This is a genomic window from Rathayibacter sp. Leaf185 (assembly GCF_001423885.1).
Lineage (GTDB): Bacteria > Actinomycetota > Actinomycetes > Actinomycetales > Microbacteriaceae > Rathayibacter.
Genome location: NZ_LMPP01000005.1, coordinates 25,156 through 47,558, shown reverse-complemented (window position 1 = coordinate 47,558; position 22,403 = coordinate 25,156). Strand labels below are relative to the sequence as shown.

The window sequence follows — 22,403 nt, the reverse complement described above, 5'->3', positions numbered from 1 at the left end:
CCTCCTCATTCTTCGCGGCGCCTGAGGGGCGCCGCGAAGAAGTCGTGCTCGAACCGGCTCGAGCGCAGGAACGCGTCGCGCATCGCTTCCCGCTGAGGTGGCGTGGCCCGCTGCGCCGCCGACTCCGTGATCGCGATCAACCGCTCGGTCGCTGCGGCGAAGACCGGGTCGGAGTAGGTCGCGAGCCAGTCCTCGTAGGGGTGTCCCGACCTCGACGCCGCCGCGAGGCGCTCGCCGACATCGGCGTAGAGCTGGAAGCAGGGCAGCAGGGCGGCGACGAGCTCGCCGTAGTCTCCGCGCGAGCCGACGGCCAGGAGGTGGTCGATGTAGCCGCGGGTGGTCTCGGAGGCGACCGCGAGGCGATCGCCGAGGCGGTCGCGGTGCAGCTGCGCCTCGGCGGCGAGGGCGGAAGCGGAGGACTCGGCCCAGAACACCTGCTCGGCGGTGCTGGGCGCCCGTTGCGCGGCGACCGCGAGAACGCGCGCGTACTCGGTCAGGTAGAGCGCGTCCTGCTCGAGGTACCACTCGAAGTCGTCGCGGGCCAGACTCCCGTCGCCGAGCGCGCGCACGAACGGGAGAGCGTCGATCTCGCTGCGCAGCTCCCGGGTCTCGTCCCAGACGGCCGTGCAGAACGGCGGGATGCGGAGGCGGTGGAAGTGGTCGATCGGTCCATTGCCCGAGCCGACCTCGAGCGCATCGGCGCCGCGCAGCGCCGCGGTGAGCCACTCCTTGGCTTCGGCGAGGGCGTCGGTGGCGTCTCTCGTACCTCCGGCGAGCAGGGTCGCCATCGCGGTGGAGAGGGAGCAGCCCGTGCCGTGGGTGTTCGAGGTCTCGACGCGCTCACCCGGCACCTCGCTCACGTCGCCGGCCGGTGTGACGATCGCATCCGGAGCAGCCGTGCTCTCGAGGTGCCCGCCCTTGACGAGCACGGTCGTGCCCAGGGACTGGGCGAGGCGTGCGGCCTGCGCGAGCGCCTCCTGCCAGGTCGTCGCGGTCGGTTCGCCGGCCAGAACGGCGAGCTCGGGCAGGTTCGGAGTCACCAGATCTGCGCGGCGGACGAGAGCGCGGACGGCGTCCTCCGCCTCCTCGTCGAGCAGACGGTGCCCGCTGGTCGCGATCATCACCGGATCGACGACGACGAGCGGCGGGGTGACGGCGTCGAGCCAGTCGGCGATGACCGCGCCGAGCTCGGCGGTCGCGATCATGCCGATCTTCACGGCGTCGATCCGCACGTCGTCGCTCACGGCGTCGAGCTGCTCGCGGAGGAAGCCGGCCGGCGGCAGGTGCACCGAGCGGACACCGTGGGTGTTCTGCGCCACCAGGGCCGTCACGACGGCCATCCCGTAGCCGCCGAGGGCGCCGATCGACTTGAGATCGGCCTGGATGCCGGCGCCGCCGGTCGGGTCGGTGCCCGCGATGCTGAGCACGCGGGGGATCGAGGTGCTCATCGGTCCCACTCCTCGCGGAAGGCGCGTGCGGCGGCGGCAGGGTCGTCGGCCGTGCAGATCGCCGAGACGACGGCGAGACCGGCCGCGCCGCGTCGTCGCAGCGGAGCGGCATCGCCGAGCGCGACGCCGCCGATCGCGACGCAGGGGTAGCGGCTCGCGGCGGCGAACGCCGCGAAGCCGTCGAGACCGAGCGGAGCCGGGTGATCGGCCTTGGTCGCTGTCGGCCGGATCACGCCGACGCCGAGGTAGTCGACGGTGCCCGGCGGGAGGGCGTGCGCGGCCTCGAGGTGCACGGGGGTGTCGGCGGTGAGGCCGACGACCGCGTCCGGGCCGAGGATCGAGCGGGCGGCTGCTGCGGGCAGGTCGGACTGGCCGACGTGGACGCCGTGGACCCGCGCTCCGGCGAGGCGCGCAGCCAGGACCACGTCGACCCGGTCGTCGACGATCAGCGTGGTGCGCTCGTCGAGGACGGCGGCGACGGCGAGGACGAGTGAGACCAGCTCGGCGGCGGAGGCGTCGTGGTCGCGGACCTGGACCGTCGTGAAGCCTCCCTCCGCGGCCTGCGCGACGACGGCGGGGACACCGCGCGCCCCGCACTGACGGGTGTCGGTGACGAGGTAGAGCGAGAGGTCGGGGGTGCTCATGCGAGTCGCGCCCCCTGTGCTGCGGCTTCGGCGTCGAGCGCGGCGAGCTCGTCGAGGAGTGCGACGGCGAACGAGCCCGGCCCGGCGGCGCGGAGGGCGGCGCGCTCGGCCGCGAGGCCCCACACGACGGAGGCCGCGACGGCGGCGGCGACAGGATCGGCTCCGGTGCCCAGGAACGCGGCCATCACGGCGCCGAGAGCGCAGCCGCCTCCGGTCACCCGGGTGAGCAGGGGGTGGCCGCCGGCGATGCGGATCACGGTCGCGCCGTCGGTGACGACATCGACCGCACCCGAGACGGCGACGGCTCCACCGGTGCGGCGGGCGAGCGCGAGGGCGGCCTCGAGCGCGTCCTCGGCTCCGTCGACCGCGTCGACACCGCGACCGCCGGCACCGAGTCCGGCGAGAGCGAGGATCTCGGAGGCGTTGCCGCGGATGATCGCGGGCCGCGCGTCGAGCAGCTCCGCCGCGAGAGCGGTCCGGACGGGCAGCGGGCCGACGGCGACGGGGTCGAGCACCCACGGCGTCCCGGCGTGCTGGGCGGCGGCGACCGCCTCGCGTGCGCCGTCGCGCTGCTCGGCGCCCGGGGTGCCGAGGTTGACCAGGATCGCGGAGGCGATCTCGGCGAAGACGCCCGCCTCGCCGGGCAGATCGCACATCGCGGGGCTCGCGCCGAGGGCCAGGAGGCTGTTGGCGGTGAAGCCGGTCACGACGGCGTTCGTGATGCACTGCACGAGCGGCGGTTCCCCGCGGAGGGCGGCGAGATCGCGGCCGACGGCGCTCGCGCGGTCGTGGAGGGTCGGGTGGGCAGGCGTGCGAATGCTCATTCGCGACATCCCTTCGCTAGTACGAACTAGATCAGGTTCGACGGGTCTCATCTCAGCCCTGGAGGGGGCACCCCGTGTCACTGCGGACGACCCTAGCAGCGGGTCCGGGATGTTCGTGAGAAGCCCGGACCCGCGCCGTCAGGCGGTCAGGATCGTGCTGTCGCCGCGGTCGCTGACGATGACGCGGAGGCCGGTCGGGAGGCGCTCGCGCATGGCGTCGACGTGGCTGATCAGGCCGATGGTCCGGCCGCCCGAGCGCAGCGCGTCGAGGGTGCCCAGGGCGGTCTCGAGGGTCTCGGCATCGAGGGAGCCGAATCCCTCGTCGATGAACATGGTCTCGAGCGAGATGCCGCCCGACTGCATCGTCACGACGTCGGCGAGTCCGAGCGCCAGCGCCAGCGAGGCGAGGAACGTCTCGCCGCCCGACAGTGATGCCGGCTGGCGGCGAGCGCCGGTGAAGGCATCGAGCACGTCGATCCCGAGCCCGGAGGCGGCGCCGCGGTAGGCGAGGGAGTCGTCGTGGGCGAGGGTGTACCGGCCGCTGGTCATCGCGGTCAGGCGGAGGTTCGCTGCGGCGACGATCTCCTCCAGGCGACCCGCGAGCGCGAACGCCTCCAGGTCCATCCGCCTCGAGTTCTGGCCATGGCCGTCGATCGTGTCGGCGAGCGCGCGCAGCTCGTCGTGACTGCGGAGGCGTGCATCGAGTCCGGCGAGTCGCGTCTCGGCCAGTCTCGCGATGCTGCCGAGGCGCTCGGCTCGATCCTCGAGCAGCGAGAGCTCGCGACGGGCGTCGTCGCGCCGGGCGGAGGCGATGCGAGCCGCCTCCTCGGCGGCGGGGACGTCGACGGGCGCCGTCGGCAGCTCGTGCAGCTCGGGCTCGGCGAGCACGGAGTCGACGGCGGAGCGGCGACGCTCGTGCTCGGCGACGACGGCCTCGGCGCGTGCCCGCTCACCGCTCGAGAGGGCGGCTGCCTCGGCGGCCTCGGCGGTGGGGAAGCCTCGGTCCTCGAGGACCTCCGAGAGGTGCTCCTCCGCCGCCTCGGCGGCCTCGGCGCGGGTCGATGCGAGCTCCTCGGCCTCGAGCAGCGCCTCCGCCACGCGACGCTCCTCGCGGAGTCCGGACACCCGGTCGGCGATGCTGGCGGCCACGCCCCTGTGGGCGTCGACGCGCTCGCGGAGGATCCGCAGCGACTCCTCCGCGGCGGCCGTCTCGCCGGCGCGGAGGTCGCGCTTCTCGCGTGCGGCGTCGATCGACGTCGTCAGCTCGTCGGCGCGCACCCGGACGGCGGTGCGCTCGCGTCGCAGGGTCTCGCAGCGGGCAGCGGCCGTCCGCGCGGAGTCGAGTCGCCGCAGGGCTGTCACGCGGGCGCGCTCGAGCTCGTCCGCGCTCTCGCGTCCGGCGCGCTCGTCGAGCGCGGCCCACGCGAGCGCGGCGGCGTTCTCCTCGGCGCGCGCGGCGTCCATCGCGGAGGCGGCGCGCTCGACCTCGAGGCGCGCCCGGTCGAGGTCTGCCACGCCGACCGGAGTGCGGTCACCGTGGCTCGCGGGCGCGGGGTGCTCGGTCGATCCGCAGACGGGGCAGGGCTCGTCGTCGTGCAGAGCAGCAGCGAGCTCGCCGGCGAAGCCCGCGAAGCGCTGCGCCACGAGGCGGGCGTGCTCAGCGGCCAGCTCCCCGTGCCGGCGGACGGCGCCGGCGTGAGCGGCGCGCCGGTCGTCGAGGGTGGTGGCCGCAGCAGCACGCTCGGCGAGCAGGGCGATGCGCCGCTCGAGGGCGGCGAGGTCCTCCGCGAGTCCCGCGACCGCAGCGGCCTCGGGGGTGAGTGCCGACTCCTCGCTCTCGAGCGCATCGAGCCGTGACGGCAGCTCCCGCGCCTCGACCTCGACGATCTCGAGGGCGCGATCCGCCTTCTCGCGGGCGTTCTGCGCCTGCTCGGCGCTCCTGCTCGCCTCGGGCAGCCGCTGCTCGTCGGCGAGGACGTCGGCCAGCGCTCCGAGCCGTGTCGTCAGAGCCTCGACCGCCTCCGACGCCGCCGCGTGATCGGGCGCGAGCCCGAACATCGCTGCGAACCGCTCGCCCGCCCCCTCCCGCGCCACCGCGGCGGTCTCGGAGGCCGCTCGGGCGGTACGAGCACTCCGCAGCACCGGCAGTACGCCGTCGGCCCGACGGGCGCGCTCGATCCGCTCGCGGTGCTCGGCAGCGGCGGGCTCGGCCACGGCGAGCTCCTCGGCCTCGCGCAGCGCACGCGAGCGCCGCTCCTGCGAGCGGCGGAGGATCCGAGCCGCCTCGAGCGCCTGTCGCGCCTCGCGATCGCCGCGGTCCGCCTCCGCGGCCTCGGTACGCGCCCCCGTCAGCACCGGCTCGAGTCGCGCGACGAGCTCCGAGAACCAGGGAAGGTCGACGACACCCGGCTCCTCCTCCCCGGCGACGCGGCGGGCCTCGTCGGCCAGCGCGGTCACAGCCGCGCGCTCCTCCTCGAGCGCCGCCGCGCTCTGCTGCCGCTGCTCGAGCAGGCGCTTGCGCAGCAGCTCGTAGCGCTCGGTCGCGAACAGCGTGCGGAGCAGCCGCTGCCGATCGTCGTTCTTCGCCAGCAGGAACTCGTGGAAGCGGTTCTGCGCGAGCAGGATCACCTGCAGGAACTGGTCCTTCGCCAGGCCGACGATGCGGCCGATGTCGGCTCCGGTCTCGCGGGCACTCGAGGACAGGCCCGTCCACTCGCCGTCGACGTGCTCGAGCAGCGACACCTTCGCGGCCTGCCTCGTCGTCCCGCCGCCGCGCTTGGCCGGGCGCTCGTACTCGGGAGAGCGACGGATCCGGTACAGCCGCCCCGCCGCCTCGAAGTCGAGCTCGGCGAACGTCTCGTCCTCGGGTGCGCTGTGGTCGCTCCGGAGGCGCGTCGCCGTGCCGTCGAAGCGCGGCACCGACCCGTAGAGCGCGAAGCTGATCGCATCGAGGATCGTCGACTTCCCGGCTCCGGTGCGGCCCGCGATCAGGTAGATGCCGACGTCCTCGAGGGCGTCGAAGTCGATGCACTGCTCGGAGCGGAAGGGGCCGAGGCCCGCGAAGGCGAGGCGCCGGATCCTCACCGCATCGCCTCGACGTCGACGGCCGCGAGCGCGTCGAGCACGAGCGCGCGCTCGACCTCGCTCGCGCCGTGGCCGCCGCGCACGTGCGCGAGGAAGTCGTCGACCACCTCGACGTCGCTGCGCCCGCGGATGCGCTCGGCGTACTCGCGCCGGTCGTCGGCGGCGTGGGGCGGCCGGTGCTCCAGCGTCGCGCAACCCGGGAACCGCGATTGCAGCCGTGCCATCGCGTCGAGCGGGCGCACCTCGTCGGTGAGCACCGCCGAGACCCAGTCGCCCTCGTACTCGGCGAGCGAGGGATCGCTCAGGAGCTGCTCGAGCGGCCCCTCGATCGTGCTCAGGCGACGGGGCACCGGCACGGGCGACCAGGCGACCTCGCCGAGACCGGAGGCTTTGAGCTCGACGAGCCAGCCGCCGCGCGGCTTCGACGCCTCGCCGAACGAGTAGTGCAGCGGCGCACCGGAGTATCGGACGTTCGGCAGCAGCGTCGCCCGCCCGTGGATGTGGCCGAGGGCCGCGTAGTCGGCCGTGGCGAAGTGGTCGACCGAGACGTAGTCGATGCCGCCCGCGGTGATGTCGCGCTCGACCGTTCCGGCCGGCGCACCGACGGCGAAGCAGTGCGACATCACGATCCATCGCCGCCCTGCGGCCTCGGCGTGCGCCCTGACCCGCCGCATCGCGAACGCGAGGACGTCCTCGTGGCGGCGCAGCGACTCCTCCGGGTGCCGGTGACGGTAGAGCGCCGGCTCGAGGTAGGGGATGCCGTACACGCCCACCTCGATGCCGTCGGCGCCGCGCAGCACCACCGGCTCGGTGTACCGCTCGGGGTCGGTGAGCACGTGCACTCCGGAGGTGCGCAGCAGCCCCGCCTGGAAGCCCAGCCGCGCGGGGGAGTCGTGGTTGCCGCTCGTGAGCACGACCTCGGCGCCCGCCGCACGGATCGCCTCGAGCGTCCGCGTCAGCAGGGTGTAGTGCTCGGCGGCGGGGACGGCCGAGTCGAAGACGTCGCCGGCGACGAGGACCGCGTCGACCTCCTCCGCCCGCACGGTCTCGACCAGCGCGTCGAGCACGAGCGAGAGCGCGCCGACGCTCGAGTGGCCGTGGAACGTGCGCCCGATGTGCCAGTCGGAGGTGTGCAGGAGCTTCACGTCCGTCCTTTCGCGAGGGGTGCCGTCGTGCCCGTCCAGGCTACTGAGCACCTCCGACACCGGCCGCGCACGACGACACCTCCTGTTCACCCGCGGGTGCAGAATGGGTCGTCGGCCACGACGAGAGGAGCCGGGATGAGACTGCCCCGCGTCCCCGCGACGATCCTCGGGATCGGCTCGCGCACTCGAGCGGCCGCCGAGGACACGAGCCCGATCGAGCGGATCCTCCCCACTGAGGAGCCCCCGCGCACCAGCACGGTCGACAACGCGATCTACCAGGACGGCCACCGCGTCGTCTCGCCGCACAGCATCCCGGAGGCGCTCGCCGCGCTGCAGAAGCTGCCCGACGCGATGGCGTGGATCGGCCTCTACCGGCCCACCGAGGCCGAGCTCTCCTCCCTCGAGGAGGAGTTCTCGATGCACCCGCTCGCCATCGAGGACGCGATCAGCGCGCACCAGCGGCCCAAGCTCGAGCGCTACGGCGCCGACATGTTCGTCGTGCTCCGCGCCGCCAGCTACTCCGATCAGCGCGAGGAGGTCGACTTCGGCGAGCTGCACCTGTTCGTCGGCCCGAACTTCGTCGTCACGGTCCGCCACTCCGAGAAGCCCGACCTCTCGCTCGTGCGCCGCCGGATGGAGTCCGACCCCGCTCTGCTGCGGGTCGGCCCCGTCGCGGTGCTGTACGCGATCCTCGACGCCGTGGTCGACCAGTACTCACCCGTCGTGGCCGGTCTCGAGAACGACATCGACGAGATCGAGGCCCAGGTCTTCGAGGGGGACCCCGCGGTGTCGCGGCGCATCTACGAGCTCAGCCAGGAGGTGCTCGACTTCCAGCGCGCGGTCTCGCCGCTGGTCGGCATGCTGGGGCGCCTCGTGACCGACTTCGAGGTCTTCCAGTCCGACGTCGAGCTGCGCCGCTACATCCGCGACGTCGCCGACCACGTCGCGGTGGTGAACGAGCGCGTCGACGGCTTCCGCACGACCCTCCGCGAGATCCTCGCCGTCAACGCGACCCTGGTCGCCCAGCGCCAGAACGAGGACATGAAGAAGCTGGCGGAGGCGGGCAACCAGCAGAACGACGAGGTCAAGCGGATCTCGGCATGGGCGGCCATCTTCTTCGCGCCGACCATGATCTCGAGTGTCTACGGCATGAACTTCGACGCCATGCCGGAGCTGCACCTCGCCTGGGGATACCCCGCCGCCCTGGCCGCGATGCTCGCCTCCAGCGTCGTCCTGCACCGCCTCTTCAAGAAGTGGGGCTGGCTCTAGCCTCGGGCGGAGTCGTCGGCCGCGCGTCGGTCGTCGTCGTCTCCCGGCTCCGCGATCTCGGTGCCGTCCGCTCCGGAGGCGTCGCCCTCCACGTGCAGGTCGGCGTCGCCCGGCAGCGAGAAGTCGCTCAGCGGATCGAGGGGCTCGGGGGTCGTGTCGCGTTCGCTCATCTCTGAACCCTACGAGTGCGAGGCGAGCCGCTGCACCGCGGCGACGGGGATGGACAGCCAGCCGGGCCGGTTGCGGGCCTCGTAGATCGCCTCGTAGACGGCCTTGTCGAGCTCGAACGCGTCGAGGACGGCTCGGTGCGCGGTGACCGCGTCACCAGCCCGCTCGGCGTACCCCTCGAGGAACGCCGCGCGGGTCGCCGCCGCCCAGGCGGCGCGGGAGGTGCCGGGGGAGTCCTGCTCGGAGGCTCCCGCCGCGTAGTCGAACGACCTCAGCATGCCCGCGACGTCGCGGAGCGCGATGTCCGGCATCCGCCGCTCGTTCATCGGCCGCAGCGGCTCGCCCTCGAAGTCGAGGAGCACCCAGCCCCGGCCGGGGACCGACAGCACCTGTCCGAGGTGGTAGTCGCCGTGGATGCGCTGGAGCCGCGGCCACGGTGCGGCGGCGGCCGCGCGGAACACCGCGTCGATCGCCTCCGCGTCCTCGGCGATCACGGGGACCTCGGCGGACGCGATCCGGAGGCGCCGGCGCATGCTGGCGATCATCCGCTCGATCACCTCGGGCGAGGCGTCCTCGGTCTCCATGACCCCGGCGAGCACCGCGTGCACCTCCGCTGTCGCGATGCCCAGCTCGCGGGCCGGGCCGGTGAAGTCGGCGTCGGCTCCGACGGCCTCGAGGGCGACGCGCCACGCGTCCTCGACGCCGGGGAGGAACTCCTGGGCGAAGGCGAGGTGGCCGAACGCGCGGCCCGACTCCTCTCCGGAGTCGTCCCACTCGCCGGTCACGTTGCCGACCACCGGAGGCACGAGCGTGCTGCCGGCCGCGTTGAGAGCCGACTGGACGGTCACGTCGGGATTGTCGCCGTGGTGCAGCGCGCGGAACACCTTCACGATCACGGGGGTCCCGGCCGAGCCGTCCTCCGCTGTCGTCTGCACGATGATCGAGGTGTTCGACTGCTCGCCGCTCAGGATGCGCGAGGACGCGAACGCGCCGATCACGGCGCCCGGCTGACGGTGCCCGTCGGCGCGAGCGTGGCCGAGGGCGCCCTCGGCGTCGGAGGAGCCGCCGTCGGCGATCATCGCCATCAGCGCTTCCGCGAAGAAGGGATCGCGCGGGCCGTCGTAGACGTACCGGCCGCCCTCGCCCGAGATCAGTGCCTCCTCGAGGCCCGCGACGGGCTCCGGATGCACCGTCACGGGCACCTGGTACAGCACCGGGCCGGTGCCCGCGCGGTCGATGACGAGCATCACGACGATGTCGCCGCCGTCACGCCGCAGCGTCCACTCCCCGCGGACCTCGAGGACGGGGCTGCGCCCCTTGCTCGCGTACCACCGCTGCTGCGCCACCCAGGCCGTGGCCCGGTCGATCGATAGGCCTGCGCTCATTGGTCGGCTCTCCCCTTCGTCGGCACCCCCGACCCTAACCGGCCCGGGTGCCGGGCCGCTGGGGCTTGCGGCGTGCCCCGTCGATCGGAGCACGCCCGTGCGGGAACCGCGCTCAGGACAGCCCGAGCACGTCCAGCGTCCACGCGTACTCGAACGCGACCTCGCGCCAGCGCTCGTAGCGCCCGCTGACACCGCCGTGCCCCGCCGTCATCTCGATCTTGAGCAGCGCGGGCGCCCCCACCTCGCGCAGCCGCGCGACCCACTTCGCCGGCTCGACGTAGAGCACGCGGGTGTCGTTGAGGCTCGTGGTGGCGAGGATCCGTGGGTACCGCACGCCCTCGCGCACGTTCTCGTAGGGGGAGTAGGACTTCATGTAGGCGTACACCTCGGCGTCGTGCAGCGGGTCGCCCCACTCGTCCCACTCGATCACCGTCAGCGGCAGGGACGGATCGAGGATCGAGGTGAGCGCGTCGACGAACGGCACCTGCGCGAGGATCCCGGCGAACGACTCCGGGGCGAGGTTCACGACCGCGCCCATCAGCAGACCGCCGGCCGAGCCGCCCTGGGCGACGAGCCGCTCCGGAGTCGTGATGCCCGCCGCGACGAGGTGGTGCGCCGCGTAGACGAAGTCGGTAAAGGTGTTGCGCTTGGTGAGCGTCTTGCCGTTCTCGTACCAGGAGCGGCCCATCTCGCCCCCGCCGCGCACGTGCGCGATCGCGAAGACGACTCCGCGGTCGAGCAGCGAGAGCCGCGCGATCGAGAAGCCCGGGTCGATGCTGGCCTCGTACGAGCCGTAGCCGTAGAGGACCAGCGGGGCCGGCGCGGAGTCCGGGTCGGCCGCGTCGCGTCGCCAGACCAGCGAGAGCGGGATGCGCGTGCCGTCGGCGGCCGTCGCCCAGTCGCGCCGCTGGACGTATCGCTCGGGGTCGTAGTCGCCGAGCACCGGCTGCTGCTTGAGCACCGTGCGCTCACCCGTCGCCACGTCGAGGGTCAGCACCGTCGAGGGTGTCACGAACGAGGTGTAGGCGAGGCGCAGAGCGGGCTGCTCCCACTCCGGGTTGCCGGCGAGACCCGCGTCGTAGAGCGGCTCGTCGAAGACGATCTCCTCCAGCACCGCCTCGTCCGAGCCGTCGCGCAGCAGGCCGAGGCGGGTCGCCCCCTCGGAGCGGTACGAGACCACGACGTGCTGCGCGAAGGCGTCGACGCCCTCGATGCGGCGCCCTGCCGCGTGCGGCACGACGACACGGCGCTCGGCGGCTCGTTCCTCGGGGCTCCGATCGAGGTCGGCCGGCTCCTCGACGATCTCGAAGTCGAGCGCGCCGTCGTTGTGCACGATCAGGAGCCGGTCGCGCCCGTCGACCACGGCGTGCTCGACCTCGTACTCCACGCCCTCGCGGCGGGGCCAGACGGAGCGGAACTCGCCCGTGGGGTCGCCGGCGTCGAGCAGCAGGCACTCGCTGGTGATCTTGCTGCCGATCTCGATGACCAGGTAGCGGCGGCTGCGGGTGAGGCCGATGCCGATCCAGTAGCGCCCGTCCGGCTCCGAGAACACCACGGTGTCGGCGGAGGAGTCGGTGCCGACCTCGTGGCGCCACACGGTGTCGGGTCGCCACGACTCGTCGACGGTCGGGTAGAAGACGAAGCGGGCGTCGGCGCCGAAGGTCGCGCCGCCGCCCGTTCCCTCCACCACGTCGGGCAGGTCCTCCCCGGTCGAGAGGTCGCGGATCCGCAGCGTGTAGCGCTCGTCGCCCTCGATATCGGTGCCGAAGAGGAGGAAGCGGCCGTCGCTCGAGACATCGAAGCTGCCGAGCGAGAAGAAGTCGTGCCCCTCCGCCTCCGCGTTGCCGTCGAGGACGACCTGCTCGCCCTCGAGCGGGCCGCCCTCGGCGATCGACGGAGGCGTCCAGTCGTCGGCACCCGAGATCGGGGCACGGCAGTGCACCGCGTACTGACGGCCCTCGTACGACCGCGAGAAGTACCACCAGGCGCCCTCGCGGACCGGCACGGAGAGGTCGGTCTCCTTCGTCCGCGAGCGGATCTCGTCGAAGATGCTCTGGCGCAGCGGCGCGAGCGGCTCGAGCACGGCGTCGGTGTAGGCGTTCTCGGCCTCGAGGTGAGCGAGGACCTCTTCGTCCTCCTTCTGCCGCAGCCACTCGTACTGGTCGACGACGACATCACCGTGATGGCGGCGTTCGAGGGGGATGCGGCGGGCGACAGGAGGGACGGGCGCAGTCATCGCACCAGCCTAGGCGGCGCTCGCAGGACGAGCTCGCGATGGTGCGGGAGGACGCCTCGGACTGCGCACAATGGAGCATGGCCAGCCATTCAGCGAAGAAGACGAGCCCCTCCCGCCGCGTGCAGACCGAGATCGAGCGCAAGTACGACGTCGACGCCGAGGCCGAGCTGCCCGAGCTCGTCGGTGCGGGAGCCGTGGCGAGCGTGGTCCGCGAGGAGCCGGTGACCCTCCGCGCCGAGTACTTCGACAGCGCGGACCGCGCGCTCTCCCGCGGTCGGATCACCCTCCGGCGCCGGGAGGGCGGAGCCGACGAGGGCTGGCACGTGAAGCTCCCCGGATCCGCGGGGCGCACCGAGATCCACGTACCGCTGACCGAGTCGCGCACCGTGCCGGACGCCGTGCGCGAGCCTGTCCTCGCGCACGTCGCGCACTCCCGTCTCGAGACGCTGGCCGTCCTCGAGACCGTACGCGGGATCACCCGCGCGGTGGACGCCGACGGGCGCCTGCTCGCCGAGATCGCCGACGATCTCGTGATCGCGGTCGATGCGCGCTCGGGCCAGGAGCGGCGCTGGCGCGAGTGGGAGGTCGAGCTGGTCGATGTTCGCGGCACCGAGGGCGAGGCCGCGCTCGACGCGATCGAGGAGCGACTGCTCGACGCCGGCGCCCGTCCTGCCGAGAGCGCCTCGAAGCTCGCCCGCGCCACGGGCGGTCCCCTCGAGGAGCCCGTCACCTCCCCGAGCACCGGAGGGGAGGCGGCGCTCGCCGCGATCCGCCTCCTGCTGCGCGACCTCCGCGCGATCGATCCGCACGTGCGCCTCGAGACCGAGGACGCCCTGCACCGGATGCGCGTCCTCACCCGTCGCCTGCGCACGGTGCTCGCCGGGTCCCGGTCGGTGCTCGAGCGCGAGGCGACCGATCCGATCCGCGACGAGCTCCGCAGGCTCGCGGAGATCCTCGGAGCCGCCCGCGACGAGGAAGTGCTCGCCGAGCGGCTGCACTCCGCGGTCGACGCGGCGATCGCGCAGGCGCCGGGCGCCTCCTCCGGAATCGACGCTCTCGTCGAGGCGGGCGAGCAGAGGCACGCCACTGCTCTCGCTGTCGTCTCCCGGACCCTCGTCGACGACCGCTACCTCGCGCTGCTCGCCTCTCTCGACGCCCTCCTCGCGGCTCCTGCGTTCAGGAAGCACGCCGGCTCGGGGGTCACGAGGCTGATCGACCGCTCGGTCGAGAAGGAGCTGGGCAGGCTCGAGCGGGCGCGGAGCGCGCCGGTGGAGGAGGCGGACATCGCCCGCCACGAGATCCGCAAGGCCGCGAAGCGCCTCCGCTACCTGATGCAGGCCTGGTCGTCGGTCGTCCCGTCGGCCGTGAAGAAGAGGCACCGCGCCCTCGAGTCGGCGGCCGAGCGGATCGCCGACGCCCTCGGTGAGGAGCGCAATGCCGCCGCGCTGCGCGAGACCGTGCTCGCCCACGCCGTGTCGGCCGAGCAGCGCGGCGAGCCCGCCTTCGTCCTCGGAGTCGTGTTCGCGGAGCAGGGACGGCTCGAGCACGAGGCCTCGATCAGGGGCGACGAGGCCCTCGCGCGCCTGCACTCCCTGTCAAGGTGAACCGCCGGTGACACAGGAGAAACCCCGGCGGCGGATAATGTGAATCATGCCTTCCGTCCGTGCTCTGCCTTCACCCCTCCTGCGTCCGCGCCACTTCGACCGCGACGACGTCGTGGTCCATGCCGGCCTGTTCTCGCTGGTGAACTCGAGTACGACCCCGCGCGCGGCGTGGACGGAGGATCTGATCGCCCTCGGCGAGGTCCTGGACGAGGCCGAGTTCCCCTATCGCCTCATCCGCGGCAACGACGGCTCGCCCTTCCTGGCGATCGACCGCTCGCTCGGCGCCGAGCTCGCCACGCTGCTCGCGCGCGCCTTCGCGACCGAGCCGTTCTACGTGAAGACCCTCGACAAGCGGGGCACCCCTCCGCAGCTGCTCGCCGAGGGGATGATCGCGCCGTACCCGCGCGCCGCCGTGTTCTCGCTCTTCCGCCCCCGTGTCTCCTCGAACGGCTCGCTCCGCTACGGCGCGCGCAGCGGGGTGCGCCTGGAGTTCTGGAAGGTCGGCGAGGAGGAGATCATCACTCCCGCCGAGAACGCCCTGATGCGCAACAGCCTGCCCGTCACCGAGGCGATCGATGCGCACGTCGAGCTCTACGGCCGCACATGGCCGACCTTCGAGGGCATGTTCGAGCCCCTCGTCAGCGACATCCGCTTCGACGTCGACATGGTCTTCTCGTGGGTGGACGGCACCGATCTCGAGTTCCAGCGCGCCCGCGCCGCCCGCATGGCGAGCTACGTGGTCGGCGAGGGCGACGACGCCCCCGCTCGCTTCCGCCAGATCGACGAGCTCAAGTACGCGCTGCGCAGCGTCTACATGTACGCCCCGTGGGTCCGCCGCATCTTCATCGTCACCGACTCGCCGAGACCGCGCTGGCTCGAGGACCACCCCGACGTCACGCTCGTGCGCAGCGAGGACCACTTCCGCGACCTGTCGGTGCTGCCGACGCACAACTCGCACGCCGTCGAGAGCCAGCTGCACCGGATCCCGGGTCTCGCCGAGCACTTCCTCTACTCGAACGACGACATGTTCTTCGGGCGCCCCGTGAACCCGTCGATCTTCTTCTCGCCCGGAGGCATCACCAAGTTCATCGAGGCGACCACCCGCATCGGCATGGGCGACTCCAACGCGGCGCGCAGCGGATTCGAGAACGCCGCCCGCGTCAACCGCCGGCTCCTCCGCGAGCGCTTCGGCGCGATGACCACGCGTCACCTCGAGCACGCCGCCACACCGCTGCGCAAGACGGTCATGGCCGAGCTCGAGGCCGAGTTCGAGCCGGAGTTCACCGCGACCGCCGCGAGCCGCTTCCGCTCCTCCAGCGACGTCTCGGTCACCAACTCGCTCTACCACTACTACGCGCTGATGACCGGCCGCGCCGTGGTGCAGGAGAACGCCTCCGTCAAGTACGTCGACACGACGATGCTGCAGGGGCTGAAGGACATGAAGAAGCTGCTCAAGAACCGCAGCGTCGACTTCTTCTGCCTCAACGACGGCAGCTTCCCCGAGATCTCGGCGGAGGCACGCACCAAGGCCGTCATCGGGTTCCTCGAGGAGTACTACCCGATCCCGGCACCGTGGGAGCGCGAGGACTGACCGTGGTCTGGGCCGTCGTCGGGGGAGTGCTCGGGCTGCTGCTCGGGGTGGCGAGCTCGCTCGTCTTCCCCGGCATCGGAGTCGGAGCCGGGATCGGTGTGGGACTCGCGCTCGGCTCGGCCCTCGCCTTCGCCGGCTACCTGTTCGCGAAGGACCGCGCGGGAGGTCGCCCGGGACGCTGACTCCGCGCCCCTCCCACGACGCGCTACACGCTGACGGGCTCGGCGATCGGCGGGTAGAGCGCCTCGTCGCGGGCGACCGGAGCGGCCGTGGCCGCCGCGATCTCGACGCCGTGCTCCGCGAGGATGCGCTGCGTCTCGTTCGCCGACACGTAGGAGACCTCGGTCGAGACCCCGATCGGCACCACCGAGTGCAGCACGGTGCCGTCGTACACGTGGATCAGGTTGAAGGCCTGCGCGCCGTTGCGGGCGCGCGTCCCGCCGACGGGGACGTTGAGGTCCTGCGTGTAGCAGGTCGCCGACGCCACCGAGACGGGGATCCCGGCGAAGGTCGCGGTCGAGGAGTAGTGCAGGTGTCCGGCGATGATGCTGCGGACGTCCGAGCCCTCGAGCACCTCGGCCAGCGCGGGCTGGTCGCGGAGCTCGACGAGCACCGACAGGTCGAGGACGCTGGGGACCGGCGGGTGGTGCAGCGCCAGGATCGTGCCGTGCGGCGCGGGGCTCGAGAGCTCCTCGGCGAGCCAGTCGAGCTGGGCGTCCGAGATCTCGCCGTAGTGCGCACCGGGGACCGTCGAGTCGAGCGCGATGATCCGCAGCCCGTTGACGTCGTGCACGCGGTCGATCGGCTGCGTGGTCGGCAGCTGGTCGAGCAGCCCCGAGCGGAACGCTCCGCGATCGTCGTGGTTGCCCATCACCCAGATGACCTCGGCGCCGAGGCGCGCGGCGGCCGGCTCGACGACGGCGCGGAGCTTGGCGTAGGCCTGCGGCTCGCCCTTGTCGGCGAGGTCGCCGGTGATGACGATCGCCTCGGGGCGGCCGCCCGACTCCTCGAGCTCGTCGAACAGCCGGCGGAGCTGCGCCTCACTGTCGACGTCGGAGCCGTAGAGGCCCCCGTCTCCGGCGATGAAGTGCGTGTCGCTGAGGTGAAGGATGAAGTGGTTGGGCCGGGGGTACTCGGCCTGACGGACGGTCATGATCCTCGAGTTTCACGATCTGCGGGAGCTGAATCGGATGTTTCAGCATCGACACTAGCGGAGCTTCTCCGCGGGATCCAAGGGGAATGCCCGCGAGCGCCAGTCCATCATCCCGGGGTGAACGGGCGGCCAACACGAATCGGCGCGTCATCGAACGCTTTTCCCAGAATCGGACGCGTTCCCGCGCCAGAGCGCTCGGAGCCGGCGCGCCTCAGAGCCGGGCGAGCAGCGCCGCGTAGAACACGATCGCGCGCTCGAACTGGTCGACCTCGATCGACTCGTCGGCTCCGTGGATGCCGAGCTGCTGCTGCGGGCTGATCTCGAACGGGATGAAGCGGTAGACGCCGTCGCTGATGGCGTGGAAGTGGCGGGCGTCGCTGCCGCCGGTCTGCACGTAGGGGGCGACGATCGCCTCCGGGAACACCTCGTGCACCACCTGCTGCAGCACGTCGTAGGGGCCGCCGTCGCCGGGCTCGCCCGTCGGCGACACGGGGGAGGGCTCGTGCGCGACCTGCACCTCGATCTCGACCTCTGGATCGTCGATGACGGAGCGGATGCGCTCGACGACCCCCGCGACGGTGCCGCCGGGGTTGATGCGCACGTTCGCCACGGCGCTCGCGGTCGAGGCCAGCACGTTCGCTCCGGTGCTCCCGCGCAGCTGGGTCACGGCGACGGTCGTCCGGAGCATCGCCGCAGAGCGGTTCGAGTGCGAGGCGAGCGCGCCGATGACGGCGTCCGGGTGCTCGTGGGGGTGCGCGTACCAGACGGAGTGCGCCGCGTCGGCGTGCGGTGCGGCGGCCCTGACCAGTTCGGCGATCGGCTCGGGGAGCGTCGAGGGGAACGGGTTCTCGGTGAGCCGGTGGATCGCGCGGGCCAGGCGCTGCGTCGCGAGCATGCCCGGCAGGGGAGGGGGAGCCGAGGCGTGTCCGCCTGCATCGTGGCAGGTGAGCTCGAGGTTCATGATGCCGCGCTCGGTCACACCGACGACGGCGATCGGAGTCGTCACGCCGGGGACGATGCCGCGTCGCACGTTCCCGCCCTCGTCCAGCACGAAGCGAGGCCGGACCCCGCGGGCCGCCAGCAGGGAGACGACCGAGGGTGCGCCGTCGCCCGCCGTCTCCTCGTTGTGGGTCGAGACCAGGTAGACGTCGCGCTGCGGCCGCTCGCCGCGCAGGACCGCCGCCTCGACCGCCTCGAGCAGCGTCACGAGCGACCCCTTGTCGTCGACGGCGCCCCGGCCGATGACCGAGGTCCGCCCGTCGGGCCGCAGCACCGTGTCGGCCGCGAACGGGGCGCTCGACCAGTCCTCGGGCGTCACGCTGACCACGTCGTAGTGCGCCATCAGCACCGAGGGATCGCCGGCCTCGGCGCCCTTCCAGTGCCAGAGGACCGAGTGCCCGGCGATGATCTCGCGGTCGAGCGCCGTGTGCAGTGCCGGGTAGAGCTGCTCGAGCAGCTCGACGAAGACGTAGAACCGACTCCAGTCGGTCTTCGACTCGTCCGAGTGCGACACCGTGTCGACCCGCAGCAGGGCCTGGAAGCGCTCGAGCGCGGTCGTCGTCACCCGGCTAGCCTACGACGGCGGTCCGGAGCCCCCTGCCGCGGCGAGCGGAGGTACGCGTGCCCGATCTGCCCGAGGTGTGCGTCGTCTACGTGCTCCGCGAGACGGTCGACGGAGGCGAGGTGCTGCTCGGCCGCAAGCGCCGCGGCCTCGGCGAGGGCCGGATCGTCGCGCCCGGCGGCAAGCTCGAGCCCGGCGAGTCACCCGAGCAGGCGGCGGTGCGCGAGCTCGCAGAGGAGGTCGGGCTGCGGGCGGATCCGCGCGATCTCGAGCCGCGCGGCCGTCTCGACTACCGCTTCCCGCACCGCCCGGCGTGGAGCCAGCGCTCGCACGTCTTCGTCTGCCGGCGCTGGGAGGGCGATGTCGTCGCCTCCAGCGAGCTCGACGCCGGTTTCGTGCCGGTCGCCGAGGTCCCCTACACCGCGATGTGGGACGACGCGCGATTCTGGCTCCCCGGAGTGCTGGTCGCGGGCGACTCCGCCCGCTGGAGCTTCGAGTTCGGCGCCGACCTCGCGAACGTCGTCCACTCCGACGCCCCCGGCTGGCGGTGTCGCTAGACCTCCAGCGTGTCTCCGGAGGCGAGCGCGTGGTACTCGCCGCCGCCCTCCTGGGTCGCCCAGCCCAGGCGGTCGTGCCCGAGCTTCTGCCCGGCCTCCGAGAGCACCGCCTCGTGCGTCGCGAAGGCGTGCCGCGGCGCCAGCGCGAGCACGTAGTCGATCGACTCGGCGATCTTCATCCACGGGGCGCCGGAGGGGGCGGCGAGAACCTCGACGTCGACCCCGGAAGGCACGGTGAAGGAGTCGCCCGCGTAGTAGAAGCGCCCGTCGACGAGGACGCCCACGTTGTCGATCACCGGGATCGAGCGGTGGATGACCGCGTGCCGGGAGCCGAAGAAGCGCAGCTCGAAGGGGCCGACCTCGACCAGGTCTCCCTCGGCGACGGTCTCGACGTCGAATCCCTCGGCGGCCGCGGCGACTCCAGCGGGCCCGAAGATCCGGAGGGAGGGGTTCGCTCCCCGCAGCCGCTCCAGCTGCTCGGGGGTCCAGTGGTCGGGATGCTCGTGCGTGATGACGACCGCGACCGTGTCGGCGGTGCCGTCGACGGGGCGGGTGAAGGAGCCGGGGTCGATCACGAGGCGGGCGCCCGCCTCCTCGACGAGGACGGTGGAGTGCTCGAGCTTGGTCAGTCGCATGCCCCGAGCTAAGCGCGGCCGGAGTCGCGGTGCAAGGCGCTCGCCCCCGCCGATTTGCACCGGTGCAGATCGGTGTGCAACACTCTTCGAGTTGCAAAAACGCGGCCCCATCGTTTAGCGGCCTAGGACGTCGCCCTCTCACGGCGGTAACGCGGGTTCGAATCCCGCTGGGGTCACCACGGCAACACCCTTGAAAGCCCTCGGTTCACCGGGGGCTTTCGTCGGTTAACACGGTCCGTCAGCACGGTCCGGATCGACGCTAGGCTCGCATCCGCGAAGGGGAGTATCCCGACCTTCCCGCCCCCGTCAGCACGCCTCGCGCCGCCGCGATGCCGGGAGCGGGGCGGGCGCACGGTCGGGCTGCGCCCTCCGGGCCCCGGGGAGAGACCGTCGGACCTCCACCCACCCCGAAAGGCCCCCTCCCATGATCGATCTGCCCGTCTGGTTCGTGGTCGGCTCCTTCGTCGTCCTGAGCCTGATCCTCGCCGCCGATCTCCTGCTGGTCTACAAGCGTCCGCACGTGCCGAGCCTCAAGGAGTCGGGTCTCTGGGTCGGCTTCTACGTGAGCCTCGCGCTGCTGTTCGCCCTGGCGATGCTGGTGCTGGGCGACGGCGAGACGGCGGGGCAGTTCCTCGCGGGCTGGCTGACCGAGTACAGCCTCTCGATCGACAACCTGTTCGTCTTCGTCATCATCATGGGGCGCTTCGCCGTCCCGCCGAAGTACCAGCAGGAAGTGCTGATGGTGGGCATCATCATCGCGCTGATCTTCCGCGGCGTCTTCATCCTGCTCGGCGCCCAGCTCATCGAGAGCTTCAGCTGGATCTTCTACCTCTTCGGCGCGTTCCTGGTCTACACGGCCTACAACCAGGCCTTCGGCAAGGAGGACGACAGCGAGGGCACCGACAATCTGCTGATCCGCCTCCTGCGCCGCCGGGTGAAGATCTCGGACGAGTTCGACGGCTCGAAGATCCGCACCACCATCGACGGCACGCGCCATTTCACGCCGATGCTCATCGTGTTCCTGGCGATCGGCTCGACCGACCTGCTGTTCGCGCTCGACTCGATCCCGGCGATCTTCGGCATCACCGAGAGCCCGTTCATCGTCTTCACCGCGAACATCTTCGCTCTGATGGGGCTGCGTCAGCTCTACTTCCTCCTGGGCGGTCTGATCGACAAGCTCGAGTACCTCAAGTACGGCATCGCCTTCATCCTCGCCTTCATCGGCGTGAAGCTCGTGCTGCACGCCCTGCACGAGAACGACCTGCCCTTCATCAACGGAGGCGAGCCCGTCCCCGTCTGGGACATCGACACCTGGACCTCGCTCGCCGTGATCGTCGTCAGCATGACGGTCGCGACAGTGGCGAGCCTGCTCAAGATGCGCCGCGAGCACAGCCACATCGAGATGCACGACGGCCACCCCGAGGTGGTGTCCGACACCGACGCGCCCCGCTCGGGCGCCGAGGAGAAGTGACGGGCCGATGAGCGCGACGAGCATCGAGCTCCCGCAGGGCGTGCTGCGCCTGTCGGTGACCAGCAGCACCGATGTCGGCACCGTGCGCCGGGTCAACGAGGACGCGCTGCTCGCCGAGGACCTCCTCCTCGCGGTCGCCGACGGCATGGGCGGGCACGCGCGCGGCGATCTGGCCAGCGCGACGGCCGTGGACGCCCTCCGCGCGAACGCCCCGGCGACGATCGGGCCCGTCGACGCCGTCTTCGACCTCGTCGAGGCCGCCAACACCGCGGTCCGCGATCTCGATGTGGGCGGTGCGCTCTGCGGCACCACCCTGACCGGGCTGACGCTCGTGCGGCCCGACGGCGCAGGCCCCGCGCGCTGGGCCCTCTTCAACGTCGGCGACTCGCGCGTCTACCGGTGGGACGGCTCCGGGATCCAGCAGCTCACGGTCGATCACTCGGCCGTCCAGGAGCTGGTGGCCGCGGGCCTGATCACCCGGGAGCTGGCCGAATCGCACCCCGACCGCAATATCGTCACGCGTGCCCTCGGAGCCGACGACGCCGTCGAGACCGACGTCTGGACCCTCCCGATCGTCCCGAGGGCGAGCTACCTCCTCTGCTCGGACGGTCTGACCAAGGAGCTCTCGGACGAGCGGATCGCCGACCTGTTCGAGCGGCGCGACGCGGGCGGGATCGCCCCCGCCGACTTCGCGCAGTCTCTCGTCCGTGAGGCGATCGCGGCCGGTGGTCGCGACAACGTGACCGTCGTCGTGGTCGACGCCCTTCTCGGACCGGCGGCCTGAGGCGCGACCCTCCTCGCGCCAGGTGCCCCCCCGGACGGGTTGCGGCATCGTGTCGCGTCAACTCCAGAGCCCGGCTGTCGAACGGCATACTGGAGGGATGAACACCGACGAGGCTCTCGATCGCGCGAAGACGCGCTTCGCCGAGGGGGACGTCCGTGGAGCGGTCTCGCTGCTCGAGCGCTGCGTCGCCGCCGATCCCGCCTGGCTCGATCCCCGCATCCTGCTCTCCGAGCTCTACCGTCGTTCCGGCGATCTGATCGAGGCGGGCCGCTGGGGCTACCTCGTCGAGAGCGGAGCGGCCCCCGAGGAGCTGCACGCTTTCGAGCGGGCTCTCGTCAGCACCGACGAGGACCCCTTCGAGCTGGCCGAGCGCGCGCTGGTGCAGCCCCTCGAGCTGGCGTCGGAGTCGCCGCATGCGGCCCGCATGCTCGCCGAGCTCCCGCAGCGCCTCGAAGAGGCGGCGCGCCACGAGTCCGAGGCGCCCGATCCCCTCGACGGCGAGTGGTTCGAGCACGAGGCACTCCCCGTCGCACGGCGCGGCGGCCTCTTCGGCATGCTCGGCGCGGCTGCCGCCGCCGTGTTCGTCGTCGGCGGCGTCGTCGTCGGAGCCGCGGCCCTCCTCGTGGTGCCCGCCGTGCTCATCGCGATGCTCGCCACTCCGTAGCCCCTGCGACAGGCGCTCCGGTCGTCCCCGGCCCACCGCGTGCGCGGTGCTATCCTCGTCGAATGCTGTTCGGCCGGCTCCTTCTTCTCCGCCGCGACGAGACCTCGATCTGACAGGCCTCTCTCGTCGCGGTGTCTCTCGTGGGCTGACCATCCTTCCCGAGGAAGAGAATCCACCGAC

19 protein-coding genes, 1 tRNA gene and 1 riboswitch are annotated in these 22,403 nt (G+C 72.2%); of the genes, 9 read left to right on the top strand and 11 right to left on the bottom strand.

From position 1 onward, the window contains the following. Nucleotides 1–5 precede the first annotated feature (5 nt). The 5 genes from thiD to ASG06_RS16245 form a co-directional block, all read right to left on the bottom strand. Nucleotides 6–1,448 (bottom strand): bifunctional hydroxymethylpyrimidine kinase/phosphomethylpyrimidine kinase, encoded by a 1,443-nt coding sequence (gene thiD, locus ASG06_RS16265; protein ID WP_056044451.1) that lies wholly within the window; start codon nt 1,446–1,448, stop codon nt 6–8. Next, the gene (thiE, locus tag ASG06_RS20080) at nt 1,445–2,092 is read right to left on the bottom strand and encodes a thiamine phosphate synthase (protein WP_056044449.1); all 648 of its coding nucleotides are present in this window, start codon (nt 2,090–2,092) and stop codon (nt 1,445–1,447) included. Before thiE ends, thiD begins: the two co-directional genes overlap by 4 nt. Further along, entirely contained in the window at nt 2,089–2,916 is an 828-nt protein-coding gene (gene thiM / locus ASG06_RS16255) for a hydroxyethylthiazole kinase (protein ID WP_056044447.1), read from the bottom strand. Before thiM ends, thiE begins: the two co-directional genes overlap by 4 nt. After that, a riboswitch (TPP riboswitch) is annotated at nt 2,908–3,001 on the bottom strand. It overlaps the preceding gene by 9 nt. 53 nt (nt 3,002–3,054) lie before the next feature. Then, nucleotides 3,055–6,000, bottom strand: coding sequence for an AAA family ATPase (locus ASG06_RS16250; RefSeq protein ID WP_056044445.1), 2,946 nt, complete (start codon nt 5,998–6,000; stop codon nt 3,055–3,057). Then, complete coding sequence (locus ASG06_RS16245) at nt 5,997–7,145, bottom strand: exonuclease SbcCD subunit D (RefSeq protein WP_056044443.1); 1,149 nt, start codon at nt 7,143–7,145, stop codon at nt 5,997–5,999. Before ASG06_RS16245 ends, ASG06_RS16250 begins: the two co-directional genes overlap by 4 nt. A 135-nt stretch (nt 7,146–7,280) precedes the next feature. Between ASG06_RS16245 and ASG06_RS16240 the strand changes: the two genes are divergently transcribed. Further along, nucleotides 7,281–8,414, top strand: a complete 1,134-nt coding sequence (locus ASG06_RS16240; RefSeq protein ID WP_056044442.1) for a magnesium and cobalt transport protein CorA — start codon at nt 7,281–7,283, stop codon at nt 8,412–8,414. Here ASG06_RS16240 and ASG06_RS20075 read toward each other — a convergent pair. From ASG06_RS20075 to ASG06_RS16230, 3 genes are all read right to left on the bottom strand, one after another. Next, entirely contained in the window at nt 8,411–8,584 is a 174-nt protein-coding gene (locus ASG06_RS20075; RefSeq protein WP_156466015.1) for a hypothetical protein, read from the bottom strand. The two genes, ASG06_RS16240 and ASG06_RS20075, sit on opposite strands and share 4 nt — an antisense overlap. Before the next feature lie 9 nt (nt 8,585–8,593). Next, nucleotides 8,594–9,967, bottom strand: coding sequence for a maltokinase N-terminal cap-like domain-containing protein (locus tag ASG06_RS16235; RefSeq protein WP_056044440.1), 1,374 nt, complete (start codon nt 9,965–9,967; stop codon nt 8,594–8,596). A 112-nt stretch (nt 9,968–10,079) separates the two neighbouring features. Further along, complete coding sequence (locus tag ASG06_RS16230) at nt 10,080–12,203, bottom strand: S9 family peptidase (protein WP_056044438.1); 2,124 nt, start codon at nt 12,201–12,203, stop codon at nt 10,080–10,082. A gap of 77 nt (nt 12,204–12,280) precedes the next feature. Between ASG06_RS16230 and ASG06_RS16225 the strand changes: the two genes are divergently transcribed. From ASG06_RS16225 to ASG06_RS16215, 3 genes are read left to right on the top strand one after another with little or no spacing between them, the layout of a single operon-like run. Next, on the top strand, nt 12,281–13,807 hold the full coding sequence (locus ASG06_RS16225; RefSeq protein ID WP_162239032.1) for a CYTH and CHAD domain-containing protein: 1,527 nt from the start codon (nt 12,281–12,283) through the stop codon (nt 13,805–13,807). A gap of 46 nt (nt 13,808–13,853) precedes the next feature. Further along, nucleotides 13,854–15,398 carry a stealth conserved region 3 domain-containing protein gene (locus ASG06_RS16220; protein WP_056044433.1) on the top strand — a complete coding sequence of 515 codons (1,545 nt, stop codon included), beginning with the start codon at nt 13,854–13,856 and terminating at the stop codon, nt 15,396–15,398. Nucleotides 15,399–15,400: 2 nt separating this feature from the next. Further along, nucleotides 15,401–15,580, top strand: coding sequence for a hypothetical protein (locus tag ASG06_RS16215; protein ID WP_056044431.1), 180 nt, complete (start codon nt 15,401–15,403; stop codon nt 15,578–15,580). Nucleotides 15,581–15,603: 23 nt separating this feature from the next. On the opposite strand, the gene ASG06_RS16210 is transcribed toward ASG06_RS16215, so the two are convergent. After that, nucleotides 15,604–16,551: a phosphodiesterase gene (locus ASG06_RS16210; RefSeq protein WP_056044429.1), complete on the bottom strand. Its 948-nt coding sequence runs from the start codon at nt 16,549–16,551 to the stop codon at nt 15,604–15,606. Between the two features lie 211 nt (nt 16,552–16,762). Then, a complete protein-coding gene (locus ASG06_RS16205) occupies nt 16,763–18,115 on the bottom strand; it encodes a M20/M25/M40 family metallo-hydrolase (protein WP_056044423.1) in 1,353 nt (450 codons plus the stop codon). Between the two features lie 56 nt (nt 18,116–18,171). Between ASG06_RS16205 and ASG06_RS16200 the strand changes: the two genes are divergently transcribed. Next, nucleotides 18,172–18,669 (top strand): 8-oxo-dGTP diphosphatase, encoded by a 498-nt coding sequence (locus ASG06_RS16200; RefSeq protein WP_056044421.1) that lies wholly within the window; start codon nt 18,172–18,174, stop codon nt 18,667–18,669. Here the strand turns inward: ASG06_RS16200 and ASG06_RS16195 are convergent. After that, on the bottom strand, nt 18,666–19,304 hold the full coding sequence (locus tag ASG06_RS16195) for an MBL fold metallo-hydrolase (protein ID WP_056044419.1): 639 nt from the start codon (nt 19,302–19,304) through the stop codon (nt 18,666–18,668). The two genes, ASG06_RS16200 and ASG06_RS16195, sit on opposite strands and share 4 nt — an antisense overlap. A gap of 103 nt (nt 19,305–19,407) precedes the next feature. On the opposite strand from ASG06_RS16195, the gene ASG06_RS16190 reads away from it, so the two are divergent. The 4 genes from ASG06_RS16190 to ASG06_RS16175 all read left to right on the top strand — a co-directional run bounded on the left by ASG06_RS16190 (nt 19,408) and on the right by ASG06_RS16175 (nt 22,223). Continuing rightward, nucleotides 19,408–19,483: transfer RNA gene (locus tag ASG06_RS16190), tRNA-Glu, on the top strand. 245 nt (nt 19,484–19,728) lie between these two features. Beyond that, nucleotides 19,729–20,775 (top strand): TerC family protein, encoded by a 1,047-nt coding sequence (locus tag ASG06_RS16185; RefSeq protein WP_056044417.1) that lies wholly within the window; start codon nt 19,729–19,731, stop codon nt 20,773–20,775. A gap of 7 nt (nt 20,776–20,782) precedes the next feature. Then, a complete protein-coding gene (locus ASG06_RS16180; RefSeq protein WP_056044416.1) occupies nt 20,783–21,559 on the top strand; it encodes a PP2C family protein-serine/threonine phosphatase in 777 nt (258 codons plus the stop codon). Between the two features lie 97 nt (nt 21,560–21,656). After that, nucleotides 21,657–22,223 (top strand): DUF6584 family protein, encoded by a 567-nt coding sequence (locus ASG06_RS16175; protein ID WP_056044414.1) that lies wholly within the window; start codon nt 21,657–21,659, stop codon nt 22,221–22,223. The last annotated feature ends 180 nt before the right edge of the window (nt 22,224–22,403 follow it).

Excerpts from the sequence above, each read along its gene's own strand:
- thiD (WP_056044451.1), bottom strand. The coding sequence starts at position 1,448 with ATGAGCACCTCGATCCCCCGCGTGCTCAGCATCGCGGGCACCGACCCG.
- thiE (WP_056044449.1), bottom strand. The coding sequence starts at position 2,092 with ATGAGCACCCCCGACCTCTCGCTCTACCTCGTCACCGACACCCGTCAG.
- thiM (WP_056044447.1), bottom strand. The coding sequence starts at position 2,916 with ATGAGCATTCGCACGCCTGCCCACCCGACCCTCCACGACCGCGCGAGC.
- ASG06_RS16240 (WP_056044442.1), top strand. The coding sequence starts at position 7,281 with ATGAGACTGCCCCGCGTCCCCGCGACGATCCTCGGGATCGGCTCGCGC.
- ASG06_RS20075 (WP_156466015.1), bottom strand. The coding sequence starts at position 8,584 with ATGAGCGAACGCGACACGACCCCCGAGCCCCTCGATCCGCTGAGCGAC.
- ASG06_RS16235 (WP_056044440.1), bottom strand. The coding sequence starts at position 9,967 with ATGAGCGCAGGCCTATCGATCGACCGGGCCACGGCCTGGGTGGCGCAG.
- ASG06_RS16230 (WP_056044438.1), bottom strand. The coding sequence starts at position 12,203 with ATGACTGCGCCCGTCCCTCCTGTCGCCCGCCGCATCCCCCTCGAACGC.
- ASG06_RS16225 (WP_162239032.1), top strand. The coding sequence starts at position 12,281 with ATGGCCAGCCATTCAGCGAAGAAGACGAGCCCCTCCCGCCGCGTGCAG.
- ASG06_RS16220 (WP_056044433.1), top strand. The coding sequence starts at position 13,854 with ATGCCTTCCGTCCGTGCTCTGCCTTCACCCCTCCTGCGTCCGCGCCAC.
- ASG06_RS16210 (WP_056044429.1), bottom strand. The coding sequence starts at position 16,551 with ATGACCGTCCGTCAGGCCGAGTACCCCCGGCCCAACCACTTCATCCTT.
- ASG06_RS16195 (WP_056044419.1), bottom strand. The coding sequence starts at position 19,304 with ATGCGACTGACCAAGCTCGAGCACTCCACCGTCCTCGTCGAGGAGGCG.
- ASG06_RS16185 (WP_056044417.1), top strand. The coding sequence starts at position 19,729 with ATGATCGATCTGCCCGTCTGGTTCGTGGTCGGCTCCTTCGTCGTCCTG.
- ASG06_RS16180 (WP_056044416.1), top strand. The coding sequence starts at position 20,783 with ATGAGCGCGACGAGCATCGAGCTCCCGCAGGGCGTGCTGCGCCTGTCG.
- ASG06_RS16175 (WP_056044414.1), top strand. The coding sequence starts at position 21,657 with ATGAACACCGACGAGGCTCTCGATCGCGCGAAGACGCGCTTCGCCGAG.